We start from the raw sequence: 18,345 nt of genomic DNA, 5'->3' as shown, positions 1-18,345 counted from the left end.
AGAATAACTGAATTTTGATTACTGAATTCCAGCCGGCGTCGCCGTATGCCACCCGGCAGCAATGCCTCCCGCACCGCCTTCCAGACAATAAGTGATCGCGTAAGTGGTTCCTGTGTCAGCCTTATCGCCCGTCCAGGTTGGATCTGGTACGTAATCAAAATCAGCGCCGGTAGTGCAAGGGCCTCCTGTCCAAGGAACAGTATTATTCGGAACCTTTCCCAAATAAGTGACATCCTGTTTGGTAAGCGGCCAGCCCGGAGTGGAGCTCCCGACAGTACCAGTTTGGTAAATGTTGGCGGGAGAGCCTTCGACACCGTTAGGATAACCGCCCCGGTCCGAATAATAAAGTTCCAGCGCGGTTTGCCATTGCTTTATCGAGGCCGTGCGCGCCGCGTCTCTGGCCTTGGTCCTGGCGCTGTTTAAAGCCACGATCGATAAGGTGGAGAGCAGGCCGATGATGGCGATTACCACCAGCAATTCAACCAGGGTAAAGCCTTTTTGCTTTGTGTTTTTTTTATCCATAGATATTTTCTGCTTTTAAGGGCTTAAAAACGCGCATTAAAAGTCAGCTTATTTATAATCTATTATTATTATATCATCTTTGAAAAAGGCGCGCAACATAATTATCAACACCCTGCTATTATTATACACTATTTCGCGGCTAACGGGAAGTCAACCCGCGATTTAACCTAAAATTGGCCGGCCAGATTGTACATCGGCATAATTACCGCGGCCACCATGACGCCGACGGCCACGCCCATCACCACCATGATCGACGGCTCAAGCAAGGCGACCAGATTGGCTAAAATGTTCTTGATTTCCCGCGTATAAAAATCGGTGATTTTCCGAAAAACCAGATCCAGCTTGCCGGTTTTTTCGCCGACCACGATCATTTGCGGCACCATTTTCGGCACGACATCGCTGGATAAGAAGACCCTGGCTAATGAGCCGCCCTCTTCCACGCTCTTGTGGCTTTGGAGGATCAGATCTTTGTAAACGGTATTGCCCACGACGTTGGCCACGACTTCCAAACTTTTGGAAATTGTGACGCCGCCGATAATCAAAGTATTCATCGATCTGGTGAAGCGCACGATATAGATCAGCTGGAAAAGATTGCCAAAAACCGGCAACCGCAATTTGATCAGATCAACAGTTTTTTTTCCCAACTCGGTATTAAGAAAAACACGAATGGCGATAATGGCGGCGATGGCCAAAATGATCAGCACCCACCAATAATTGATCATGAAATCGGAAATGTTTATTAAGATCCTGGTGGCAAAAGGCAAAGCAGCGCCGGTTTCTTTAAAAATATTGGTCAATTGCGGCACAACCACGACCATCATTAAAACCCCCACCGCGAACAATCCGATCAAAACAAAAGCCGGATAGATCATCGCTCCCTTGATCTTCGAAGTCATGTCATAATCATTTTCAATTTCGTCGGCCAAATAATTCAATACCTCGTCAAGACGGCCGGAAGTCTCGCCTGATTTGACCACGTTGGTATAGAAAGGCGAAAAAATTTTCGGCCGCTTGGCCATGGCCGCCGACAAAGTCGATCCGCCATCCACTTCATAGGCGATTTCAAAGATATTCATTTTCAAAGAAACATTATCCGTCTGTTCGGCCGCGATCCGCAGCGATTGCACCAGCGCCAAATTGGCGGAGATCATCACGGAAAATTGCCGCGAAAAAATCACCAGATCTTTGGCTTTGACCGGCGAAAAAAAAGTCGTCAGTTTCAATTCCAAACTGTCGGTCTTGTCCTTAAGAACGATATTGGTCAAAGCCAGCTCTTCCAGCCTTTCCGTGGCGGCGCGGCGGTTATAGGCATTCAACAAACCGTTGGTTTTTTTGCCCTGGCCATTGATGGCGTCATATCTATATATTGGCATAATATTAGTCGATTAGTTAATTGGTTAATTAGTTTTGGTGTTAACAGATTCGTTAAATTTGATCGGCTATGGAAAAATTTTCTATTTTATGACTTTAAAATAACCAATCTTTGATAACGTAAACTAATTAACTAATTGACTAATCAACTAATTTCAAATTTCAATGTCCCCCGCTTCCGTGCGGTCCACTTCCCCGGAAAGAACCAGATCTTTGATCGATTTTTCCATGCTGATCATTCCTTCTTCGGCCGAATTCTGGATAATCCCTTCCAATTGGTAAATATTCCCTTCCCTGATCAATGATTTAACGGCGAAATTGGACAATAACACCTCCAGCGCCAGCGAAAGGCCGCTTTCCCGATTGGGGATCAACCTTTGCGCGACCACTCCGAAAAGAACGTCGGCCAGCATAAAATGGACGGATTCCTTGGTTAAATTCTTGCTCGCCGTGTTAAGAATTTTTTCCAGCGCCCGGATGGAATTTTCCGCGTTGATCTCCAGAATAACCAAAGTATTTCCCGAAGCCAATTCTAAAATATAAGGCAAAGCTAACTCGAAATCCACCCTGATCTCGTCGATATAAACAACATCAATATCTTCTTCCAAACAATGCCGCAAGCCGTCAAAAAAATTATTGACGTCGCGGCCGACTTGGCGCTGATCAATCAAACTTTTTTTGTTGACGAAAATTTTCTCGATCGGATCTTCGAGAGTGATGATATATTTTCTTTTTTCTTTATTGATCCGCTCAATGATGGCGGCGATCGTCGAAGTCTTTCCCGAAGCCGGCGGCCCGGCCACGATCAAAAGCCCGGTGGCGTTTAACAAATTTTTCTTGAAAGTATTGGGAAAGCCCAGATTGTCCAAATCGGCGATTGATTCGGAAATATAGGACAGGGAAATGGAAGGGCTGTCTTTTTGATAAAAAACATTGACGCGAAAACGAAAATTTTCTCCGAAATCTTTGACGAAAAGCAGCTCTTTTTTTTCCGCCAAAATACTCAACTCTTCTTCGGAAAGAAAAGAGCGGATGATTTTTTCCAAATCCTCTTTTACAAGCACCTCCTCGCCTTCTTGCTCGTTCAACCGGCCGTAATTGCGCAACATGGGAACCGAACCCACGGACAAATGCAACCCCGAAGCGTTTTTCTTGGCCAAATCGAGCAACATGCGTTTAAAAAATTCTACGGGAGAATCCATATAAAACAGGGAGTTAGAAATTAGAAGTAAGAAGTCAGAACTAAAAATGATTTCTTACTTCTCACTTCTTACTTCTTACTTTTTCGATCACTTCCTTTATCTTATCAATAACTTGGGCAAAAGCGAAATCATCCCGGACCAGATAAACGCTGGCTCCCGCTTTCAAACCCGCCTCAACGTCTTTCTCGTCCGCCAGATCGGTTAAGATCAAAACCGGTACACCCGCTATTTCCGGATGCTTTTTCATTTCCCTGATAAAACCGAAATCATCGGCTTTGGGCAAACTGATATCTAAAATAACCAGATCCGGCTTATCTTTTAAGACTTGCGAGAGGCCATGGTCTTCATCGCTTTCCACATCCACCGCAAATCCCGCCTCGGTCAATTTGGCAAAGTAATACTCGATCAAATCGGGATAATCCTCCAAGAGTAAAATCCTTGGTTTGTCTTTATTGTCAACTATTTCTTTAATCATAATATATTAATCCCTATAGCATAACAAACGTTGAAATCCGAAATCCTAAGCACAAAATCCGAGACAAATCCGAAATCCAAATAACAAAAATTCGAAACGTTTTGGATTTTGGATTTTGTGCTTTAAATTTGTTTCGGATTTAGGATTTTGAGTTTCGGATTTATTCTTTTACTCCTGAATGACTCTGTACACTTCCTGCAAGGTGGTTAAACCCTGAAGGGATTTGATAATGCCGTCTTCCTTGATCGTAATGAATTCCTGGCTGGAGCGGACATCATCTTCGCGGATGATTTTCTTGGGATTCAAGACCATTTCCTGGATTTTTTCATTGACGTCGATAATTTCCAAAATGGCGATGCGCCCCTGATAACCGGTATTCTTGCAATGGATGCAGCCCGGACCGTAATAAAAAAAAGATTCGTCGATGTCTTTTACGGTTTTGACGCCCGGCAACCTTGCTTGCAGCATATAGGAAGGAACTTGCGCCAATTCTCTCCGGACCTGCTCGATCACTCCCGGTTCGACTTTAAGATTCTTTTTGCAGTTCAGACAGATCCTTCTGGCCAATCTTTGCGCCACCATCGATTTGAGCGTCGAAGCCAGAAGAAACGGCTCGACTTTCATATCGACCAAGCGGGGCACCACGTCCATCGCGCTGTTGGTATGCAAGGTGGATAAGACAAAATGGCCGGTCAAACCGGCATTAACGCAAAGTTCGGCCGATTCGTTGTCTCTGATCTCGCCGACCATCACCACGTCCGGATCCTGGCGCAAAATCGAACGCAGGCCGTTAGCGAAAGTATAACCGATATTCGGCCGGATCTGCGATTGATTCGTGCCTTTGACGAAATATTCGATCGGATCTTCAAGAGTCACGATATTGATCTCTTCGCGATTAAGGATATTCAGCACCGCGGCCAAGGTCGTGGATTTTCCCGAACCGGTCGGACCGGTGATCAAAAAAAGTCCGAAAGTTTTCTTGATGGTTTTGCGGATGATTTTCAAGGCGTGCTCATCATAGCCCAGTTCTTCCAGCGAAGGTATTCCCCGGCCCAAATCCAAGATTCTCATCACTACTTTTTCTTCGCCCAAGAGCGGCATGATGGAAATTCTGAAATCGATCTCCTTTTTATTGATCAGCAGGCGGATGCGGCCGTCTTGGGGAATTCTGGTTTCGTCCAATTTCAATTTAGCCAGAACTTTGATGCGGCCGACGATGGCGCTGTGGATGCTTTTGGGCAAAATCAAGGAAGTCCGCAATAAGCCGTCAACCCGATACCGCACTCTGGTTTCCTTGGGCATCGGCTCAATATGAATATCGCTGGCTTTTTCTTCAACCGCGTGCCTGATGATCACGGAAACGATCCTGGCCACCGGCGCACTGATAACATTTTCTTCCGCCAATTCTTCGGCCCGGCCCTCCTCGATCGTCTCCACTTCCCCGGCTTCCCTGGCCTTGGTTTCCAGGGCCGTCGAAATTTCCTTGGAGAGCGTCCGGTATTTATTAAAAATATTGTCTAAATTTTCTTCAGAGATGAGATAAAACTCGACTTTCAGATTCTGCTCTTTAACCAAAAAATTTACCGCTTCGAACGCGCGAGAATTATACGGATCGATCAGGCCGACCTTGATCTTGTTGCCGGTTTTTTCAAAACAAGCGATTTTATAATTCTGCGCTACTTCGAAAGGGATGACGCCCAAAGCTTCCTCGGTAACCGAAATATCGCTGATATCGCGGTAAACAACGCCGGCCGCTTCGGCTTTGAGAGCGACGATTTCCTCCGCGCTGAGAATTTTTTCCTCAAGCAAAACGTCTTCCAAGGTCTTTTCCGTTCCCGCCAAAAATTTTTCCAACTCGGCTTGCTTAACTCCCGTAATGATATTTTTAGCGGTCAGCAAATCCAAAAATTCTTTTTCCTTATCATTTAACATAGTTCAAATTAAGGAATAAACCTCCCGATTGCCGCGAAAGAAATTCACCCTGTCTCGTTAAACTAAAAAAATTGGGTGGTTAGCACTACCTTGATGACAACTTTTTATTAGACAGACATTATTGCGGTTCGAAAGGATTTCTTTTTCCGCTTTGAAAACTGGTCGTTGGCGCCACTTCCGATCTTAGTTTCATGAATTTTGGCGTCCCGAACAGATCAAGATTGATGTTTATCGCGGCCCGATTGATAACCGCGCCGGTTTGCTTGGTCGTAACCTGCAATTCGCTTAAACCGCTAGGCATTATCAACGCCTGCCGAAAAAAATAAAAAAAGAAAATTACCACCAAGATAAGGATGGCCAGATAAATGATGATTTGATTGTTGCGAGAAATTTTTGCCAAAGCCATAAGATAGGTTCAAATTAAGGAGAAAACTCTTGCTCGTCCCGCCCGAGCGGGATCAAGGCTCCCCGGCCGAAATGATTAATTTTTCGAATAGTAAGCATTGATGATCAAACTGGTCGTCTGGCCGCTGGGGCTGAATTTAATGCTCAAAACATCCATCAGCCGCAAATTATTCTCCAGATCGGACAGAAGATTTTTGAACGATTCATAAGTCGTTCCTTTGACGCTTAAAACAATGTTCACCGTTTCCAGGCTGCCGCTGATCGCTTTCTCCTGCGGAGCGATCGGCACGATGTTTTGATCCTGGTAAGTGGCAGTCGAGCTCAAACTGATCGATTGCAAAAAAAGCTGATTCACCGAAACCAAATAATTCAATTCCGAAAACAGCTCTTCCTTGTTTTTGATTACCGGAGCGATGGCGTTGACTTTATCGATATATTGTTTATCGATTTTATTGTAGGCGGTCAGCAATTGCTGGATCTTGCTCAACTCGTCCCGCTTGGCCGAAGCATCCAAGATCTCCTGCTGATTGGAGATATTTAGATAATCGACAGTTTGTCCGTATTTAGGAAGCAATAAGACAAAAAAACCAATAATAAAAATCGCCACCACCACGCCGCCGACAATCCAATTGAAATAATCACTGAAAAATTTATTGAATTGCTTGGTGCGGATTTTTTTTTCTTCAATATTGCCTTCAATCTCTTCGGGACTCTTTTGCGCCATAAAAATTCAGATTAAAGGGGAAACCCCTGCTAGTCCCGCCGCGGCGGGATCAAGACTCCCCTTTTCAAGGTGTTAAGGTTATTTATTTTTTTCTGAATATAAAAATATTTTTGGATCAAGGACGAACGACAAAGAAAAGAAAACGGCCGGTTTGCCCTTTTCTCCGGAAACTGTTCCGGAATCGACTTGGGCTTTCACGATATCGGGATTAACCAGCAGCTTTTTTATCTGCGCGTCAATCGCGTCAAGATTGTCGGTTGCCGCCGCCAAAGAATAACTGCCGTTGACCGTGCCTTCGAATCCGGAAAAATAAACATTGGATAAAGTATTGTCTTCCAGAAAAGTGAAAAAATTAGTCCAATAAATATGCCGCTCCAGCAAGAAATTAACTTGATCAAGCTTGGCTTTGAAAGCGAGGACTTGATCAACTTGCGGATTAAGCTCGTTTATTTGCTTGCTGACTTTATAATATTGCTCTAAATAATCGCTATTTACGCCATTTTGATTGCTTGCTCCCCACCAAGAAATCCCCCAATAGATGCCGCTCAAAACCGCCATGGCGATAAAAATGGCGACTAAGAGCACCAAAATCCCTCTCTGCCAATCAAAAAATTTGACAATCTCGCCTTTGACCAAATTAACTTCCAATATTCGAGAAGGATTTTTATCGCCTCGGGAGCCGAAATCGAATTTTAAAAACTTAGCCAGCCGGCCGGCTTGCTTTGGCTTTTTTTCCGGGGCCGATTCTTCTTCCTCCGAATTTTCCGGAGACGGCGCCTCTGGCTCGCGCGCGATCGTTACCGGGGCTTTCTCGCCCGCTTCCCTTTCATCCAAACCTTTAAGAAAATTAAAACTGCCGCCTTTTGAGGCTTCCTTGCCTTCGACTTCACCCGCGGGCAACTTTTGCGCGAACTCGATCTTCTTGCCCGAATCATCGCCGGTCTCTTCAACTTTTTTTGGTTTTTGTAAAAAAGAGAATAGGGTCATAGATCTATAAATACTTCATTTTATGATGCGAATACAACAAATTTTACGCGAATACTACGAACAGGTCTATCGAATTATTATTAAATAATTCGATAAATAATTTGCGGTATTCGCGAATAATTCGTAGTATTCGCATCATGTTTTACGACAGTTCTCTCAGCGCCGCTCCGATGGCCACCGCGAAAGAAGGTCCGATCTCGGCCAAAATCGGTTTTAATTCCGGCTGATAGGAAATTCTCGCCCAGGGATCGCCGGCAAAAACATTGATGTTAAGTTTCTCCGACAAATAAGAGGAGAAATTGGGCAGTAATGCCGAACCGCCGGCTAAAATGATTTTTTCCACTTTATCGGCGTTTTTATTCTGGTACAAATTCAATAAATATTTGATTTCCTCGATCATCGGCACGATAGCATTGCCGATCGTTTTCGGGATCACGTCGCCGCCGGCTTGATTGCCGGCGATTCCCAGATCGCGTTTGAATTGTTCCGCTCTTTCCAAACTGATGGAGAGCGAAGAAGCGATCGCCTTGCTGATCGTTTTCCCTCCGATGTCCAAACTGCGCGATAAAACGGGGATCCCTTCTTTAACGATAAAAATGTCAGTGTTGGCGGCGCCGATCTCGGCCAGCATCAGGGTTGATTTATCCGAGCCGACCAGCGCCCTGATCAAAGCGAAAGTTTCCGGCTCCAAATTGGTCAGATTGACCAGAGTCTTGCGGAAAATATTCACGTACCGTTTAACCAAATTTTTCGGCGAACCGGTCAAAAGGACCATGGTATTGTTTTTTTCTTTGTCCTTGGCGCTGCTGATCACCTTCCAATCCAAAATCATTTCCTCAAGCGGCAAAGGAATGAATTTTTTCGCCTCCCATTCCACGGCCGCGGCCAGCCCCTTCTTGTCCACATTGCGCAAAGTGATGATCGAAGAAAAAACTGAAAAAGCCGGCAAAGTCGCCACCGCCAGATTGGTGGTAGCTTCCATTTTTTTATAAACTTTATCGATAACTTTCACGACGTACTCGGTGTTCTTCGTCCAGCCGTCGCCGGCGATCTCCTTGATATTTTCGCTATAACCGTAAGAAACCAATTCGATTCGGCCTTGTTTTTTTTCCAACTCCACCATTTTGATGGCCGAAGCCCCGATATCTACTCCGATGTAAGCGCTGTTTGATGAAAATAAAGCCATAAATTAATTTTGTCAGAACGCGAAATATCGCGTTCCTGCGAAACCAGCCGACCCTGGCAATTTTTTACACACACCTTGAAACAACCGGCAATTGATTTAACCGCTGATTTGCCTTATAATATATTATAGCATAGTCCTCTTAAAATTATAACACAAAAAAAGAATCTTGGTAATCCGGGCTTGGGGAAAACGCCATAACTGAAACAGGCTCCGATGCCCCGACGTTCCAATGTTCTAACGCTTAATATCTATGATGAATTTTTTCACCAAATATCAACGAGTTTTCATCATCATCGGCTTTCTGGTCCTGGTGGCGGCTTTGGGGTATTTGCTTTATTTTATTTTTATCAAGCCTTCCCTGCCCTCCCCCGCGCCCCAACCGCCGGTTACCGCTACTTCCACCGGAAAACTCCCCATCTCCGGCGCTGGCGGCCCGGTCACGCCGACCGCGACTACCGGCCCGGGCGGCATTCCTATCGCCCCGGCCAAACCGGTCGCGACGGCTAAAGCTGCCGGCGGCCTTACCTCGGCTCCGGCGATCAATACCGCCGCAACGATCAACCCGACGCTTTCCGGAAACGGTTCGGGCGTTCAATATTATAATCAAAATGATGGAAAATTTTATCGCGTTGACAATAACGGCAAAGTGACGCTGCTTTCCGATCAGATATTTTATAATGTCAGTAATGTCGTCTGGGCGCCGCAAAAAAACAAAGCGATCATCGAATATCCGGATAATTCCAAAATTCTTTATAATTTCGACACTAAAAAACAAGTTACTTTGCCCAGCACTTGGAATGAATTTGATTTTTCCGCCAACGGTTCCCAGATCGTCTTGAAGAGCTCGAACATCGACACGGAAAATAATTATTTGGCCGTGGCCAATGATGACGGCACGGGCAGGCGGCCGATCGAGCAGATCGGAGCCAACGCCGATACGGTTTATGATTCCTGGTCGCCCAACAATCAAACCATCGCCATGTACACCCAGGGGATCGATCTGGACCGCCAGGAAGTATTTTTTCTCGGACAAAACGGCGAAAATTTCAAATCAACGGTGATCGAGGGCCGCGGTTTCCAGCCGAAATGGTCAACGCAAGGCGATCAGCTGGCCTATAGCGTTTATTCCTCGGCCAATAATTTAAAGCCGGAATTGTGGGCGGTTGACGCGCAGGGCGATTCGATCGGCGCCAATCGGCGGAATCTGGGCGTTGCTACCTGGGCAAGCAAATGCACTTTTGCCAATAACACGACGATGTATTGCGGCGTACCGCAAAGCCTGGATACGGGCGCCGGCCTTTTTCCGGAATTGGCGCAAAATACCAGCGACAATCTTTATCAGATCAATATTGCCACCGGAGAAAAAAAATTGGTCGCTGTCCCGGACGGCAATTATAATATGTCCAATCTCGTGGTCACCAATGACGGCAGCAGCTTGTTTTTCCAGGACAGCAACACGAAATTGGTGCATAAAATTTTATTGAAGTAGATAGAGAAATTAGAAATTTGAAATTTGAAATTTGGAATATATATTTTTTACGCCTAATTTCCAATTTCTAATTTCAAATATCAAGTCTCTTTCGCGATCAGCCCGCCATGGATGACAAAACAATAAAATCAAAATTGTTAAATTTACTTTTTCCTGTCGAATGCGCCGGCTGCGGCAAGGAGGACGTCTGGCTTTGCCCGGATTGCTTGCTAAAACTGCCGTTGGGAAGAAATACCGCTTGCTTTTTCTGCGGTAAAGATAATTCCTTCGGATCGACTTGTCCGGCTTGCGCCGCCAATTATAATTTGGACGGCGTTTTTGTTTGCGCCGATTACTCCGACCGCGTCGTCAACGAACTGATAAAAAAATTAAAATATTCTTTTGCCCGCGAATTGGGCGAGGTGCTGGCCGCGATCGCCGGCCGCTATCTGGAAAAATTGGCGGCCGAAGAAAAATTAAAAAATATCAATTTGCGGAAATTTATCGTCACCCCGATCCCCTTGCATCGGAAAAGATACAATTGGCGCGGCTTCAACCAGGCGGAAATAATCGCTAACCATTTTGCCAAACGCGCCAGTCTTGCCTGTCAAGACACTCTGATCCGCGTCAAACATAAAATGCCCCAAGCCAAATTGGACGGGGCGGCCAGAAGACAAAATATCACGGGCTGTTTTGCGCCGAGCGGCGAAAATCTATCCGGAAAAAAAATTCTTTTAGTTGACGATGTGGCCACTACCGGCTCGACTCTCAATGAAGCCGCCGGGATCTTAAAATCCGCCGGCGCCGGCAAAGTTTGGGGACTGGTCATCGCCAAAGGATAAACTTCGCTTAGCAATTCGTACAAAAAAAAGAGGTTCCGAAGAACCCCTATCTGCCCAGGCGAGATATGCCGATATCCGACATATCAAGCTGATTTACCATTTCCCAGGGTAATGGCATCATCTCGAGTTTAGATTCCCAGAATTTTTCTTTCTGAAAATCGATCAAATAAACGCCGACGCGATCGCCCTGGCGGCTAAGAAGAAGATTGAAGCTATGGGCTGGTCCGCGAGTGCCGCATTCGTAAATGCGGACATCGGCCAGCGCGGGAATATAAGCCTGCAATAGATCAAAAATGTAAATCGCATTCCATGAAACCATCCCGCAGCGATAGCCCGCATTTTTATATCCCGCCAAAAAATACTCATCAAAACTCATCACCTCAAAAATGCTCACGTGAAAATTCTTCCTAGTTTCCAGCACCCGGAACAGCTCATTGATTTCTTTTCCGATCAGACTGTCGACCGCGCCGGTATCCGCAAGCTGGCCCCTGACGATTTGAGCAATCAAAACCAGAGCTTCGCGGGCATTCAATTCGTTCAATTTTCGGCCCTTGCCGTATTTGTCCGCCAACTCGAATATTGCCTGCTCATACTTTTCTCTATTTCTGACTTTCAGATAAAAGTTTTTGGTCATCTCCTCGCTCTGATGATGGTCAAGGTCATCCACCAGCCTGTCAACTCCCGAGAGAAGAATATTCGCCTCGGGAAATAAAGCGATCGGTTTCAATGCTTTTTGGTATCGTTTATCGAGAGAATACGTCGTGCCCTCGTAGATAAAACTCTCGCTAAATTCCAGCCCGGAACTTAATTTGATCTTACGATCCGGAACCAGATAAGTCGAACAGCTAAAAAGCAATGATAATGCGATAATCGTGAATATTTTCATCTTTTCACCTCTTGGTTGAATTTTTATGTTGCTGTAAAGGACAAAAGAACCAAGTACCATAACATAAAAATATAATTTTGTAAATAGCTACGATATTCATATTCTCTGCGGATAAAAAGTAACTAAATTAATTTGAGGTGGAATAAAAAATTATTTATGCTATAATCAAAACAAGGAACTAATAAGATAAGAAAAATATGAACAAAAAATTATTTATTTGCGCCGTTTTCGCGCTATTGCTCATCGCCTCCATCGGGATCGCCAATTCAAAAGCACAAACCGCCGCCGACCAAAACGCCTTGGTCAACGCCGCCGATCTAACCATTGCCGGCTTTACCGATGCCAAGGCAGTGCCTGCCGCCAACGGCCGCTATTCCGGAGCCTATTACTTTAGCGTGGCCGAAAAAGCCGAAGCGACAGATTCGGAAGCGCCCAATTTGATTTTAGTGAGCGATGAACGGGTCAATTATATCCGTACCTCATTATCTTTTTCTTATACCGCCACTGATAAAGTTTTTCCCATTACCAACGGCGTGGGCAAGGAAGGCACGATGCCGGACGGCCGAACCGTAATTTATTTCGATAAAGGAAAGAGTTACGTCGTCATCATCGCGCCGGATAAACAGAAAACGGAAAAACTGGCGCTCCTCATCGCTTCCAAAATTTCCGCCGATTAAATATCCATTCAAAAAAACATCCGCTCGGGCGGATGTTTTTTTGTTGGCTTGGTTCCGTCGCAGGATCAGCGCGGACTGCGACGGCCGACAATCGCATTTTGCCGCAATCCAAGGCAAAACTGCGGCAAGACCAAAGAGAAGCGACTCTTTACAAAAAGATTTTTTTGCCATAATATCGAGTGGGGCACGTAGCTTGAATACTGCGAATAGGTATCATGTACTATTCATAGTATATGCAGCTGGCGGACCTCTCTGCTGGCATACCTGGCGGCGGCTGTCAGTATCTGGCAGCTGGTAGTTTCAAGGACAACTTCTTCAGCATGGAAGCTGCGGCAGAAGGGGAAAACTCCTTCTGCTGCCCCCTTTTTTTGATCTTTACAATAAAATAATATAGAGGAGGACAACATGAATATTGATCCGATCGTTTTTTTATCCGAAATCATTCAAACCGACCGATCGTTAATCGAAGAGGCTCTGGCTTGCGTGGGAAATTACACGATCAAAGAGCTGCCGAGAAAAAACAATACTCCGAGAAAAGTTTATCTTCCCGCCTCGCCGCTTCATCTCTTGCAAAGAATATTGAGACAGCGGTGCTTAAGCCGTCTTTGTTTCCCTCTGGCGCGGCATTATAATAATTTTATTTTCGGCTTAAGAAAAGGAAGCGGCTCCTACATTGATCACGCCCGAAAGCATAGCGCATCTTATTGGTTTTACCAGCTTGATCTGCAGAATGCTTTTCCGTCCGTAGATCTAAAGGCTTTGCGGGAACATCTCCTGCGCCGGATTATCGACCGGGCGTTTTGGCTGGAGACGGCATTTACATCGTACGCGATGGACACGTCAGATATCTTTTTGAACAACACTTCGGTGGGAAAAATGATTTTGGCGGGGAGCGACTGGTCTGAATTTGAGGCTGACTTTCGCGGCTTGGTCAAGTTAATTTTACAGCTGACCACGACTGACGGAATCGTTCCTCAAGGGACTCCAACCGCTCCGCTGCTTTTCGCCCTCGCCCTTTATGGAAGCTGGCTGACCACTTTTCTTTCGCGACTCGGCAAATCTGAAGATTTTAAGATTTCCTGCTATGTCGACAATATCGCGGTTTCTTCGGCCCTGCCGATCCCTGAAGGAATAAGGAAGGAATTGGTGACGGTCGTGGAGCAATCGGGTTTTCGGGTCAATCCCCAAAAAACTTCCTATCAGCACAAGAAGCACGGCCAAGTTATGCTTACCGGCCTGAGATTGACCAGTTTCATTACCCAGGGCGGCATTACCTGTCCGAAGAAAAAGCGGAGACTGGCCAGAGCCTTATTGCATTTGGCAATATCCAAACCGGAGTTAAGGCCCCGGGCTTTAGGTCTGGTGGCTTCAATGAAACCGGTTTACAAAAAAATGGGCCTACCGCAGCAAATTCGACGGCCTTATGAAAAACTTCTGGCAATGATCGGAACTTGAAATTTGGAATGTACAAATCGAAAGTAAACGCAATTTTACTCCGCCCAATGGCCAAAACCATTCGGGCGGTTTTTTTATATAAAGCCGGCTATTGATAACAAAGGCTTAATTTTTCTATCAAAAAATATCGCTAATGAGGCGATATTATCTAATTCACGGGGATAGAGGGAATTCCGCGTTCGCTCACGGCCAGTCCGATTCCATTCTCCTCGATACTGAAAATAAAAATACTGGCGCAAGCCAGCATTTTTATTTTCAGCACCACGTACGGGTCTATATTACATTATACAAGTAGTTTCGGCATTATTCAATGATATTTTATACGGCATATGGGGCAGACTAAATGGGACAAATGGGACACTATATGGCCCTGGGCCACTATGAATCCCTTCTCAATTTATCCAAATAATCCGCAGTTTCAAATTCACCCAATGAAACATCAATAGTAACAAAACGCCTTATTTTAGATAGCACTGGCACGTCTATATAAAATATCTTATTACCAGGCCTTGACCTATCTATCTTATTTACAATATGTTTAGCTATGAAATTAGGGACTGAAACCTTTATTTCCTCCCCTAATTCATTTATAAAAACATTAAAATATGTATCAGTTTCATTCCACTCTCGCGATGTTTTTGTCGCCCCAAAAGAATCGGAATCAGACGGCAAAAATTGCTTTATTTTATCGACCAACCCCTTATTGCCAACAATTACTGTTGGATATTTACCATTTACAATACCGACCGTGAAAGAAATTGCTAAATCGTCAAATCTTCTTTCAAAAAATACTTTAAACCTTTCTATCAACCCTCCCTTGTTCAAACCATCAAACTGATTGCTAGATAAAAATTCATCAATAACTTTTACTATCTCATTAGATCTATCAATACCATTATGAGAGACCAAAAAAATATTTTGAGCCCATGCATATTTTTGAGCGTCCATCGTGAAACCCTTTGTTGAAAAATAGCAACCGGAGTCAGAAAATCTTTCATATTTGCCATTTTTTCGAGTAGTATATTTTTCCGAAATATCCTTCATTACTCCAACAAAATCCCTGATTTTTCCTAATCCAATTTTATCTCCGTAATTTTTAGCTTCACATATCAATCTTATTGGATAAATAAAAGGCGTTGGAATTGATAATAAGCCATAGGCGTCTATTTGATGATCGCCACCCCTGCCTCTTATATTTGCCATCCTCACTTTCACGTAACCAGATTTTTTTAATAAATTTTGGACTACATACTCAAAGAGATAACCCTTTGCCTGTGATATATCCATATATTTAGCTTGTCCTTGATTATCTTGTCATTTAACCTACAGTTTTAAAGAATATTAAAATCGGATTTATTAAAAGCTTCAACCTTTTGAATAACATCAATATTCTGCTTTCTATTTTTAAACCAACGTTTTTTCCAAAAAGAAACTAAATTTTTAAGCGAATAGTTATAATATTTTGGTTTTTTGTCTTTACCATTTAAAAAATTACGAAAATTACTCGCGAGCCGAACAACATAAATTCCTCTCTTAAAAGAATGCCTAAGAAGAAAATCAGAATCGAAATTAAGCATGTCCCCCACCGTCCTAATAACTCTCATGCTCCAACTTGGACCATCACCAAATTTATTTGTTACAAAAATTCCTTTTGAAAACAATAATTCCAACATTGCATCTAAAGTTTCGCTAGATAAATGTAGAGTTCCAAAACCCCTCGTCTCCCCTATCGGCATATAGAGTAATTTACTTTTATATTTTACCCGATTATACTGAGCACTCTTACCATACAAGCTGGTAGTAAAAATACATACCAAATCACTCGCTTTCTTTTTGTCAATTAAAGTAATTTTATTTTTATACTTATCTTTATATATCTTTCTAACCTCGTTGGACGCTAAAACATAAGAAACGAGTTTGCCGCCTAATAAATAATTATAAGGAGGCAGCGCACCTATAACATATGCATCCATTGCATAAATAAGATTTTTTGTTCTTAAATTTTTATCCCAACCTATCCAATTATCACGATCAGGAATATGAATAATTGGACTACCTAAAGCAGCTATTCCTATAACTGGCTTATTGGGCAAACCACCGTCTCTTATAATTAATTTTATCCTTCTGCCAACATATTCACTATGAGCAGATGACCAATAATACCGATACAGTCTAAATAAATCGTGTTGTCTAGGAGATTCACATACCTCAATTATTGGTTTTATCTTTGACCTTAAAACATCTTTCCCATCCGCAAGATTATTTCTAGCAAATTCAATATTGTTTCTTATCCATTCGGCATTATCACCAATTGACTCTTTACGTTTGTGAGACATGGCAAGACGAACAGTCTCCTTATCATAATTCTCAGGAGGGGCAATAACAATCTTGTTTTTATCAAAATCTATTTTCCAATTTAAACGTAAAAGATCCCTCAAAATCAAGAGTTTAACTTTTTCCTCAAGAACAAGATTGTCTTTTTGGGCTAAGTCTTCAAAAAGAGTATCTAAATTTATTTTCTTTTTTACATCAAGTTGTAACATTTTATCTATTTGTATAGTTTTGTTTTTATCATTTTCTCAAATTCATATACTCGGATGGGCAGAACAAACGCCTGTGTAGAAGAAACCATGTACAAATTACCGGGGATTGTTTCGCTTTGAATAAATTTAGCAATGACACCATCATAATTAGAATTAGATTTGACTAGCGCACGTATATCATCACTATTCCCCATGTGAAATGCAAAAAAATTATCAGCCTGAGTTCTTATTTCTTCAGAAATTGCCGATGGCCTCTGAGTAATGCCGACTAATCCGATTCCAAATTTTCTTCCTTCTTTTGCAATACGCACAAAAGGATTAGCATTTGATTTCACGAATTCTTCCGATAAAACATTTTGCGCCTCTTCAACAAATATAACGCAAGGAATTGGCTCGCCGATATCCTCTTCCGTTGTAAAACTAGCTTTATTAATCTCGAATATTTTACGCACAATAATTGTAGAAATAATACTTGATTCGGTGTCATCTTTCATTGAAAGATCCAATACAACAGTTTTTCCTTCTCGTAAATATTTACAAACATCCTCCACTAAAGTTGACGAATTAGAATGCAAGCCACCCTTCTCATCCAAAAGAAAACCAATTCTTTTTCTAATGCCCATTATTGTAGGACGTGCTTTAGCATCATCTTTAAATTCTCCTGTTTTTTTATCCGACTTCTCTTGACCCCAAAAATCAGGGAAATCTTTATATAAATTTTGTGGAGTACTGGCATAATCTTCAATCTTTTCCATAAAATTTCCAGCACCATCGTTCAAATAAATAAGAAAAGATTTCATTACATCAGAAAAACCAGTAGTAAAATTTAGCACATCACCTACGGATAAATTCTTATACATGTTTAAGGCGACTTTTCCACCAGCAATAAAACGACCATTGTACTCTACTGGAATTGACTTATCAGTATACACAACTAGATTGTCTTTTATTTTCTGCTCATTAATATCGCCGAGACCATTTGTCTTTTGACTTTTTAAAGCATATTCTCCGTTTAAATCGAAGACAAGCTTCCCGTAGCCAGTATCACCTATAGCATGATAAATCAAGGTTTTAACCAAGTTTGTCTTACCGAAACCAGATTGAGCAAAGACCATTGTTCTTTTTTTACAAAGTTTATTGATATCGAAAAATATTTCACCCTTTTCCTTTTGTTCGGAATCACCGATACAAAGATATCCTAAAGCTGATGGTTGGCTACCTTCCTGTTGATTATCCTTATTTAAAATATATTTAATTTCTTCCGGTAAAAGATGTCGGGCATGATACGAAACCGTGGGGAGCTTTCTTACGGCGGTTGTAAAATCTATACCGCCTCCATTGTTAGTGAACGTACCCAAAATTTTAACTTTATACGTATAGCTAAAAATTTTTTGCTTATCTCTTTCGGAAAGCTCACGCTCTGCAATTCGGGCATAGTGAACCGCGATAAGCGTCTTATCCTGAGATTTAAAAATCGGATCCTCGTCGTAAATTTCTGCATCAACTCTTGAGAGAAACTTTATCCCGCTCTCATCCTTCGGCGCCAAAACAATAAAATCACCAGTTTGAGGACTTGCTTTAGAATCAGCATAAGATGAGTAAATAAGCAGAGCATCTTCTGTGGTTTTTTGCCCATACAAAACTCCGAAATTTTCCTTACTTATCATATT

18 protein-coding genes are annotated in these 18,345 nt (G+C 42.9%); 5 read left to right on the top strand and 13 right to left on the bottom strand.

Annotated features, from left to right (window positions below; all coding sequences use genetic code 11):
• Positions 1-18 precede the first annotated feature (18 nt).
• The 9 genes from PHE24_01480 to pilM all read right to left on the bottom strand — a co-directional run bounded on the left by PHE24_01480 (position 19) and on the right by pilM (position 8,804).
• Positions 19-522: a type II secretion system protein gene (locus PHE24_01480; protein MDD4901784.1), complete on the bottom strand. Its 504-nt coding sequence runs from the start codon at positions 520-522 to the stop codon at positions 19-21.
• A gap of 167 nt (positions 523-689) precedes the next feature.
• A complete protein-coding gene (locus PHE24_01475; protein ID MDD4901783.1) occupies positions 690-1,895 on the bottom strand; it encodes a type II secretion system F family protein in 1,206 nt (401 codons plus the stop codon).
• A gap of 153 nt (positions 1,896-2,048) precedes the next feature.
• Complete coding sequence (locus PHE24_01470; protein MDD4901782.1) at positions 2,049-3,065, bottom strand: ATPase, T2SS/T4P/T4SS family; 1,017 nt, start codon at positions 3,063-3,065, stop codon at positions 2,049-2,051.
• A 91-nt stretch (positions 3,066-3,156) separates the two neighbouring features.
• Complete coding sequence (locus PHE24_01465; GenBank protein MDD4901781.1) at positions 3,157-3,570, bottom strand: response regulator; 414 nt, start codon at positions 3,568-3,570, stop codon at positions 3,157-3,159.
• A 168-nt stretch (positions 3,571-3,738) separates the two neighbouring features.
• The gene (locus PHE24_01460) at positions 3,739-5,502 is read right to left on the bottom strand and encodes a GspE/PulE family protein (GenBank protein ID MDD4901780.1); all 1,764 of its coding nucleotides are present in this window, start codon (positions 5,500-5,502) and stop codon (positions 3,739-3,741) included.
• Between the two features lie 118 nt (positions 5,503-5,620).
• Positions 5,621-5,908 carry a hypothetical protein gene (locus tag PHE24_01455; GenBank protein ID MDD4901779.1) on the bottom strand — a complete coding sequence of 96 codons (288 nt, stop codon included), beginning with the start codon at positions 5,906-5,908 and terminating at the stop codon, positions 5,621-5,623.
• Between the two features lie 75 nt (positions 5,909-5,983).
• Positions 5,984-6,631 (bottom strand): hypothetical protein, encoded by a 648-nt coding sequence (locus PHE24_01450; GenBank protein ID MDD4901778.1) that lies wholly within the window; start codon positions 6,629-6,631, stop codon positions 5,984-5,986.
• Positions 6,632-6,709: 78 nt separating this feature from the next.
• Complete coding sequence (locus PHE24_01445) at positions 6,710-7,618, bottom strand: hypothetical protein (protein ID MDD4901777.1); 909 nt, start codon at positions 7,616-7,618, stop codon at positions 6,710-6,712.
• 142 nt (positions 7,619-7,760) lie between these two features.
• A complete protein-coding gene (gene pilM, locus PHE24_01440; protein ID MDD4901776.1) occupies positions 7,761-8,804 on the bottom strand; it encodes a type IV pilus assembly protein PilM in 1,044 nt (347 codons plus the stop codon).
• Between the two features lie 250 nt (positions 8,805-9,054).
• Between pilM and PHE24_01435 the strand changes: the two genes are divergently transcribed.
• The gene (locus tag PHE24_01435) at positions 9,055-10,293 is read left to right on the top strand and encodes a hypothetical protein (GenBank protein ID MDD4901775.1); all 1,239 of its coding nucleotides are present in this window, start codon (positions 9,055-9,057) and stop codon (positions 10,291-10,293) included.
• 107 nt (positions 10,294-10,400) lie between these two features.
• Positions 10,401-11,114 (top strand): ComF family protein, encoded by a 714-nt coding sequence (locus PHE24_01430; protein ID MDD4901774.1) that lies wholly within the window; start codon positions 10,401-10,403, stop codon positions 11,112-11,114.
• A 46-nt stretch (positions 11,115-11,160) separates the two neighbouring features.
• On the opposite strand, the gene PHE24_01425 is transcribed toward PHE24_01430, so the two are convergent.
• Positions 11,161-12,000, bottom strand: coding sequence for a hypothetical protein (locus PHE24_01425; GenBank protein MDD4901773.1), 840 nt, complete (start codon positions 11,998-12,000; stop codon positions 11,161-11,163).
• A gap of 197 nt (positions 12,001-12,197) precedes the next feature.
• Between PHE24_01425 and PHE24_01420 the strand changes: the two genes are divergently transcribed.
• The 3 genes from PHE24_01420 (at position 12,198) to PHE24_01410 (ending at position 14,132) form a co-directional block, all read left to right on the top strand.
• On the top strand, positions 12,198-12,677 hold the full coding sequence (locus PHE24_01420) for a hypothetical protein (protein MDD4901772.1): 480 nt from the start codon (positions 12,198-12,200) through the stop codon (positions 12,675-12,677).
• 233 nt (positions 12,678-12,910) lie between these two features.
• Positions 12,911-13,066, top strand: coding sequence for a hypothetical protein (locus PHE24_01415; GenBank protein MDD4901771.1), 156 nt, complete (start codon positions 12,911-12,913; stop codon positions 13,064-13,066).
• A 16-nt stretch (positions 13,067-13,082) separates the two neighbouring features.
• Positions 13,083-14,132, top strand: a complete 1,050-nt coding sequence (locus PHE24_01410; GenBank protein ID MDD4901770.1) for a reverse transcriptase domain-containing protein — start codon at positions 13,083-13,085, stop codon at positions 14,130-14,132.
• Positions 14,133-14,510: 378 nt separating this feature from the next.
• On the opposite strand, the gene PHE24_01405 is transcribed toward PHE24_01410, so the two are convergent.
• Genes PHE24_01405 through PHE24_01395 form a run of 3 tightly spaced genes read right to left on the bottom strand, consistent with a single transcriptional unit; the run spans position 14,511 to position 18,342 of the window.
• On the bottom strand, positions 14,511-15,419 hold the full coding sequence (locus PHE24_01405) for a restriction endonuclease (GenBank protein MDD4901769.1): 909 nt from the start codon (positions 15,417-15,419) through the stop codon (positions 14,511-14,513).
• 44 nt (positions 15,420-15,463) lie between these two features.
• Positions 15,464-16,675 (bottom strand): DUF4338 domain-containing protein, encoded by a 1,212-nt coding sequence (locus tag PHE24_01400; GenBank protein MDD4901768.1) that lies wholly within the window; start codon positions 16,673-16,675, stop codon positions 15,464-15,466.
• A 5-nt stretch (positions 16,676-16,680) separates the two neighbouring features.
• Entirely contained in the window at positions 16,681-18,342 is a 1,662-nt protein-coding gene (locus PHE24_01395; GenBank protein MDD4901767.1) for an ATP-binding protein, read from the bottom strand.
• Positions 18,343-18,345: the final 3 nt, after the last annotated feature.

The sequence above is a fragment of the Patescibacteria group bacterium genome, assembly GCA_028707065.1.
GTDB lineage: Bacteria > Patescibacteriota > Patescibacteriia > Patescibacteriales > WJLG01 > JAQTUZ01.
The sequence above is the reverse complement of the archived record's forward strand: the minus strand, read 5'-3'. Positions and strand labels throughout refer to the sequence as shown.

Excerpts from the sequence above, each read along its gene's own strand:
- PHE24_01445 (MDD4901777.1), bottom strand. The coding sequence starts at position 7,618 with ATGACCCTATTCTCTTTTTTACAAAAACCAAAAAAAGTTGAAGAGACC.
- PHE24_01420 (MDD4901772.1), top strand. The coding sequence starts at position 12,198 with ATGAACAAAAAATTATTTATTTGCGCCGTTTTCGCGCTATTGCTCATC.
- PHE24_01400 (MDD4901768.1), bottom strand. The coding sequence starts at position 16,675 with ATGTTACAACTTGATGTAAAAAAGAAAATAAATTTAGATACTCTTTTT.
- PHE24_01455 (MDD4901779.1), bottom strand. The coding sequence starts at position 5,908 with ATGGCTTTGGCAAAAATTTCTCGCAACAATCAAATCATCATTTATCTG.
- PHE24_01470 (MDD4901782.1), bottom strand. The coding sequence starts at position 3,065 with ATGTTGCTCGATTTGGCCAAGAAAAACGCTTCGGGGTTGCATTTGTCC.
- PHE24_01475 (MDD4901783.1), bottom strand. The coding sequence starts at position 1,895 with ATGCCAATATATAGATATGACGCCATCAATGGCCAGGGCAAAAAAACC.
- PHE24_01395 (MDD4901767.1), bottom strand. The coding sequence starts at position 18,342 with ATGATAAGTAAGGAAAATTTCGGAGTTTTGTATGGGCAAAAAACCACA.
- pilM (MDD4901776.1), bottom strand. The coding sequence starts at position 8,804 with ATGGCTTTATTTTCATCAAACAGCGCTTACATCGGAGTAGATATCGGG.
- PHE24_01450 (MDD4901778.1), bottom strand. The coding sequence starts at position 6,631 with ATGGCGCAAAAGAGTCCCGAAGAGATTGAAGGCAATATTGAAGAAAAA.
- PHE24_01480 (MDD4901784.1), bottom strand. The coding sequence starts at position 522 with ATGGATAAAAAAAACACAAAGCAAAAAGGCTTTACCCTGGTTGAATTG.
- PHE24_01460 (MDD4901780.1), bottom strand. The coding sequence starts at position 5,502 with ATGTTAAATGATAAGGAAAAAGAATTTTTGGATTTGCTGACCGCTAAA.
- PHE24_01425 (MDD4901773.1), bottom strand. The coding sequence starts at position 12,000 with ATGAAAATATTCACGATTATCGCATTATCATTGCTTTTTAGCTGTTCG.
- PHE24_01415 (MDD4901771.1), top strand. The coding sequence starts at position 12,911 with ATGCAGCTGGCGGACCTCTCTGCTGGCATACCTGGCGGCGGCTGTCAG.
- PHE24_01430 (MDD4901774.1), top strand. The coding sequence starts at position 10,401 with ATGGATGACAAAACAATAAAATCAAAATTGTTAAATTTACTTTTTCCT.
- PHE24_01435 (MDD4901775.1), top strand. The coding sequence starts at position 9,055 with ATGATGAATTTTTTCACCAAATATCAACGAGTTTTCATCATCATCGGC.
- PHE24_01465 (MDD4901781.1), bottom strand. The coding sequence starts at position 3,570 with ATGATTAAAGAAATAGTTGACAATAAAGACAAACCAAGGATTTTACTC.
- PHE24_01410 (MDD4901770.1), top strand. The coding sequence starts at position 13,083 with ATGAATATTGATCCGATCGTTTTTTTATCCGAAATCATTCAAACCGAC.
- PHE24_01405 (MDD4901769.1), bottom strand. The coding sequence starts at position 15,419 with ATGGATATATCACAGGCAAAGGGTTATCTCTTTGAGTATGTAGTCCAA.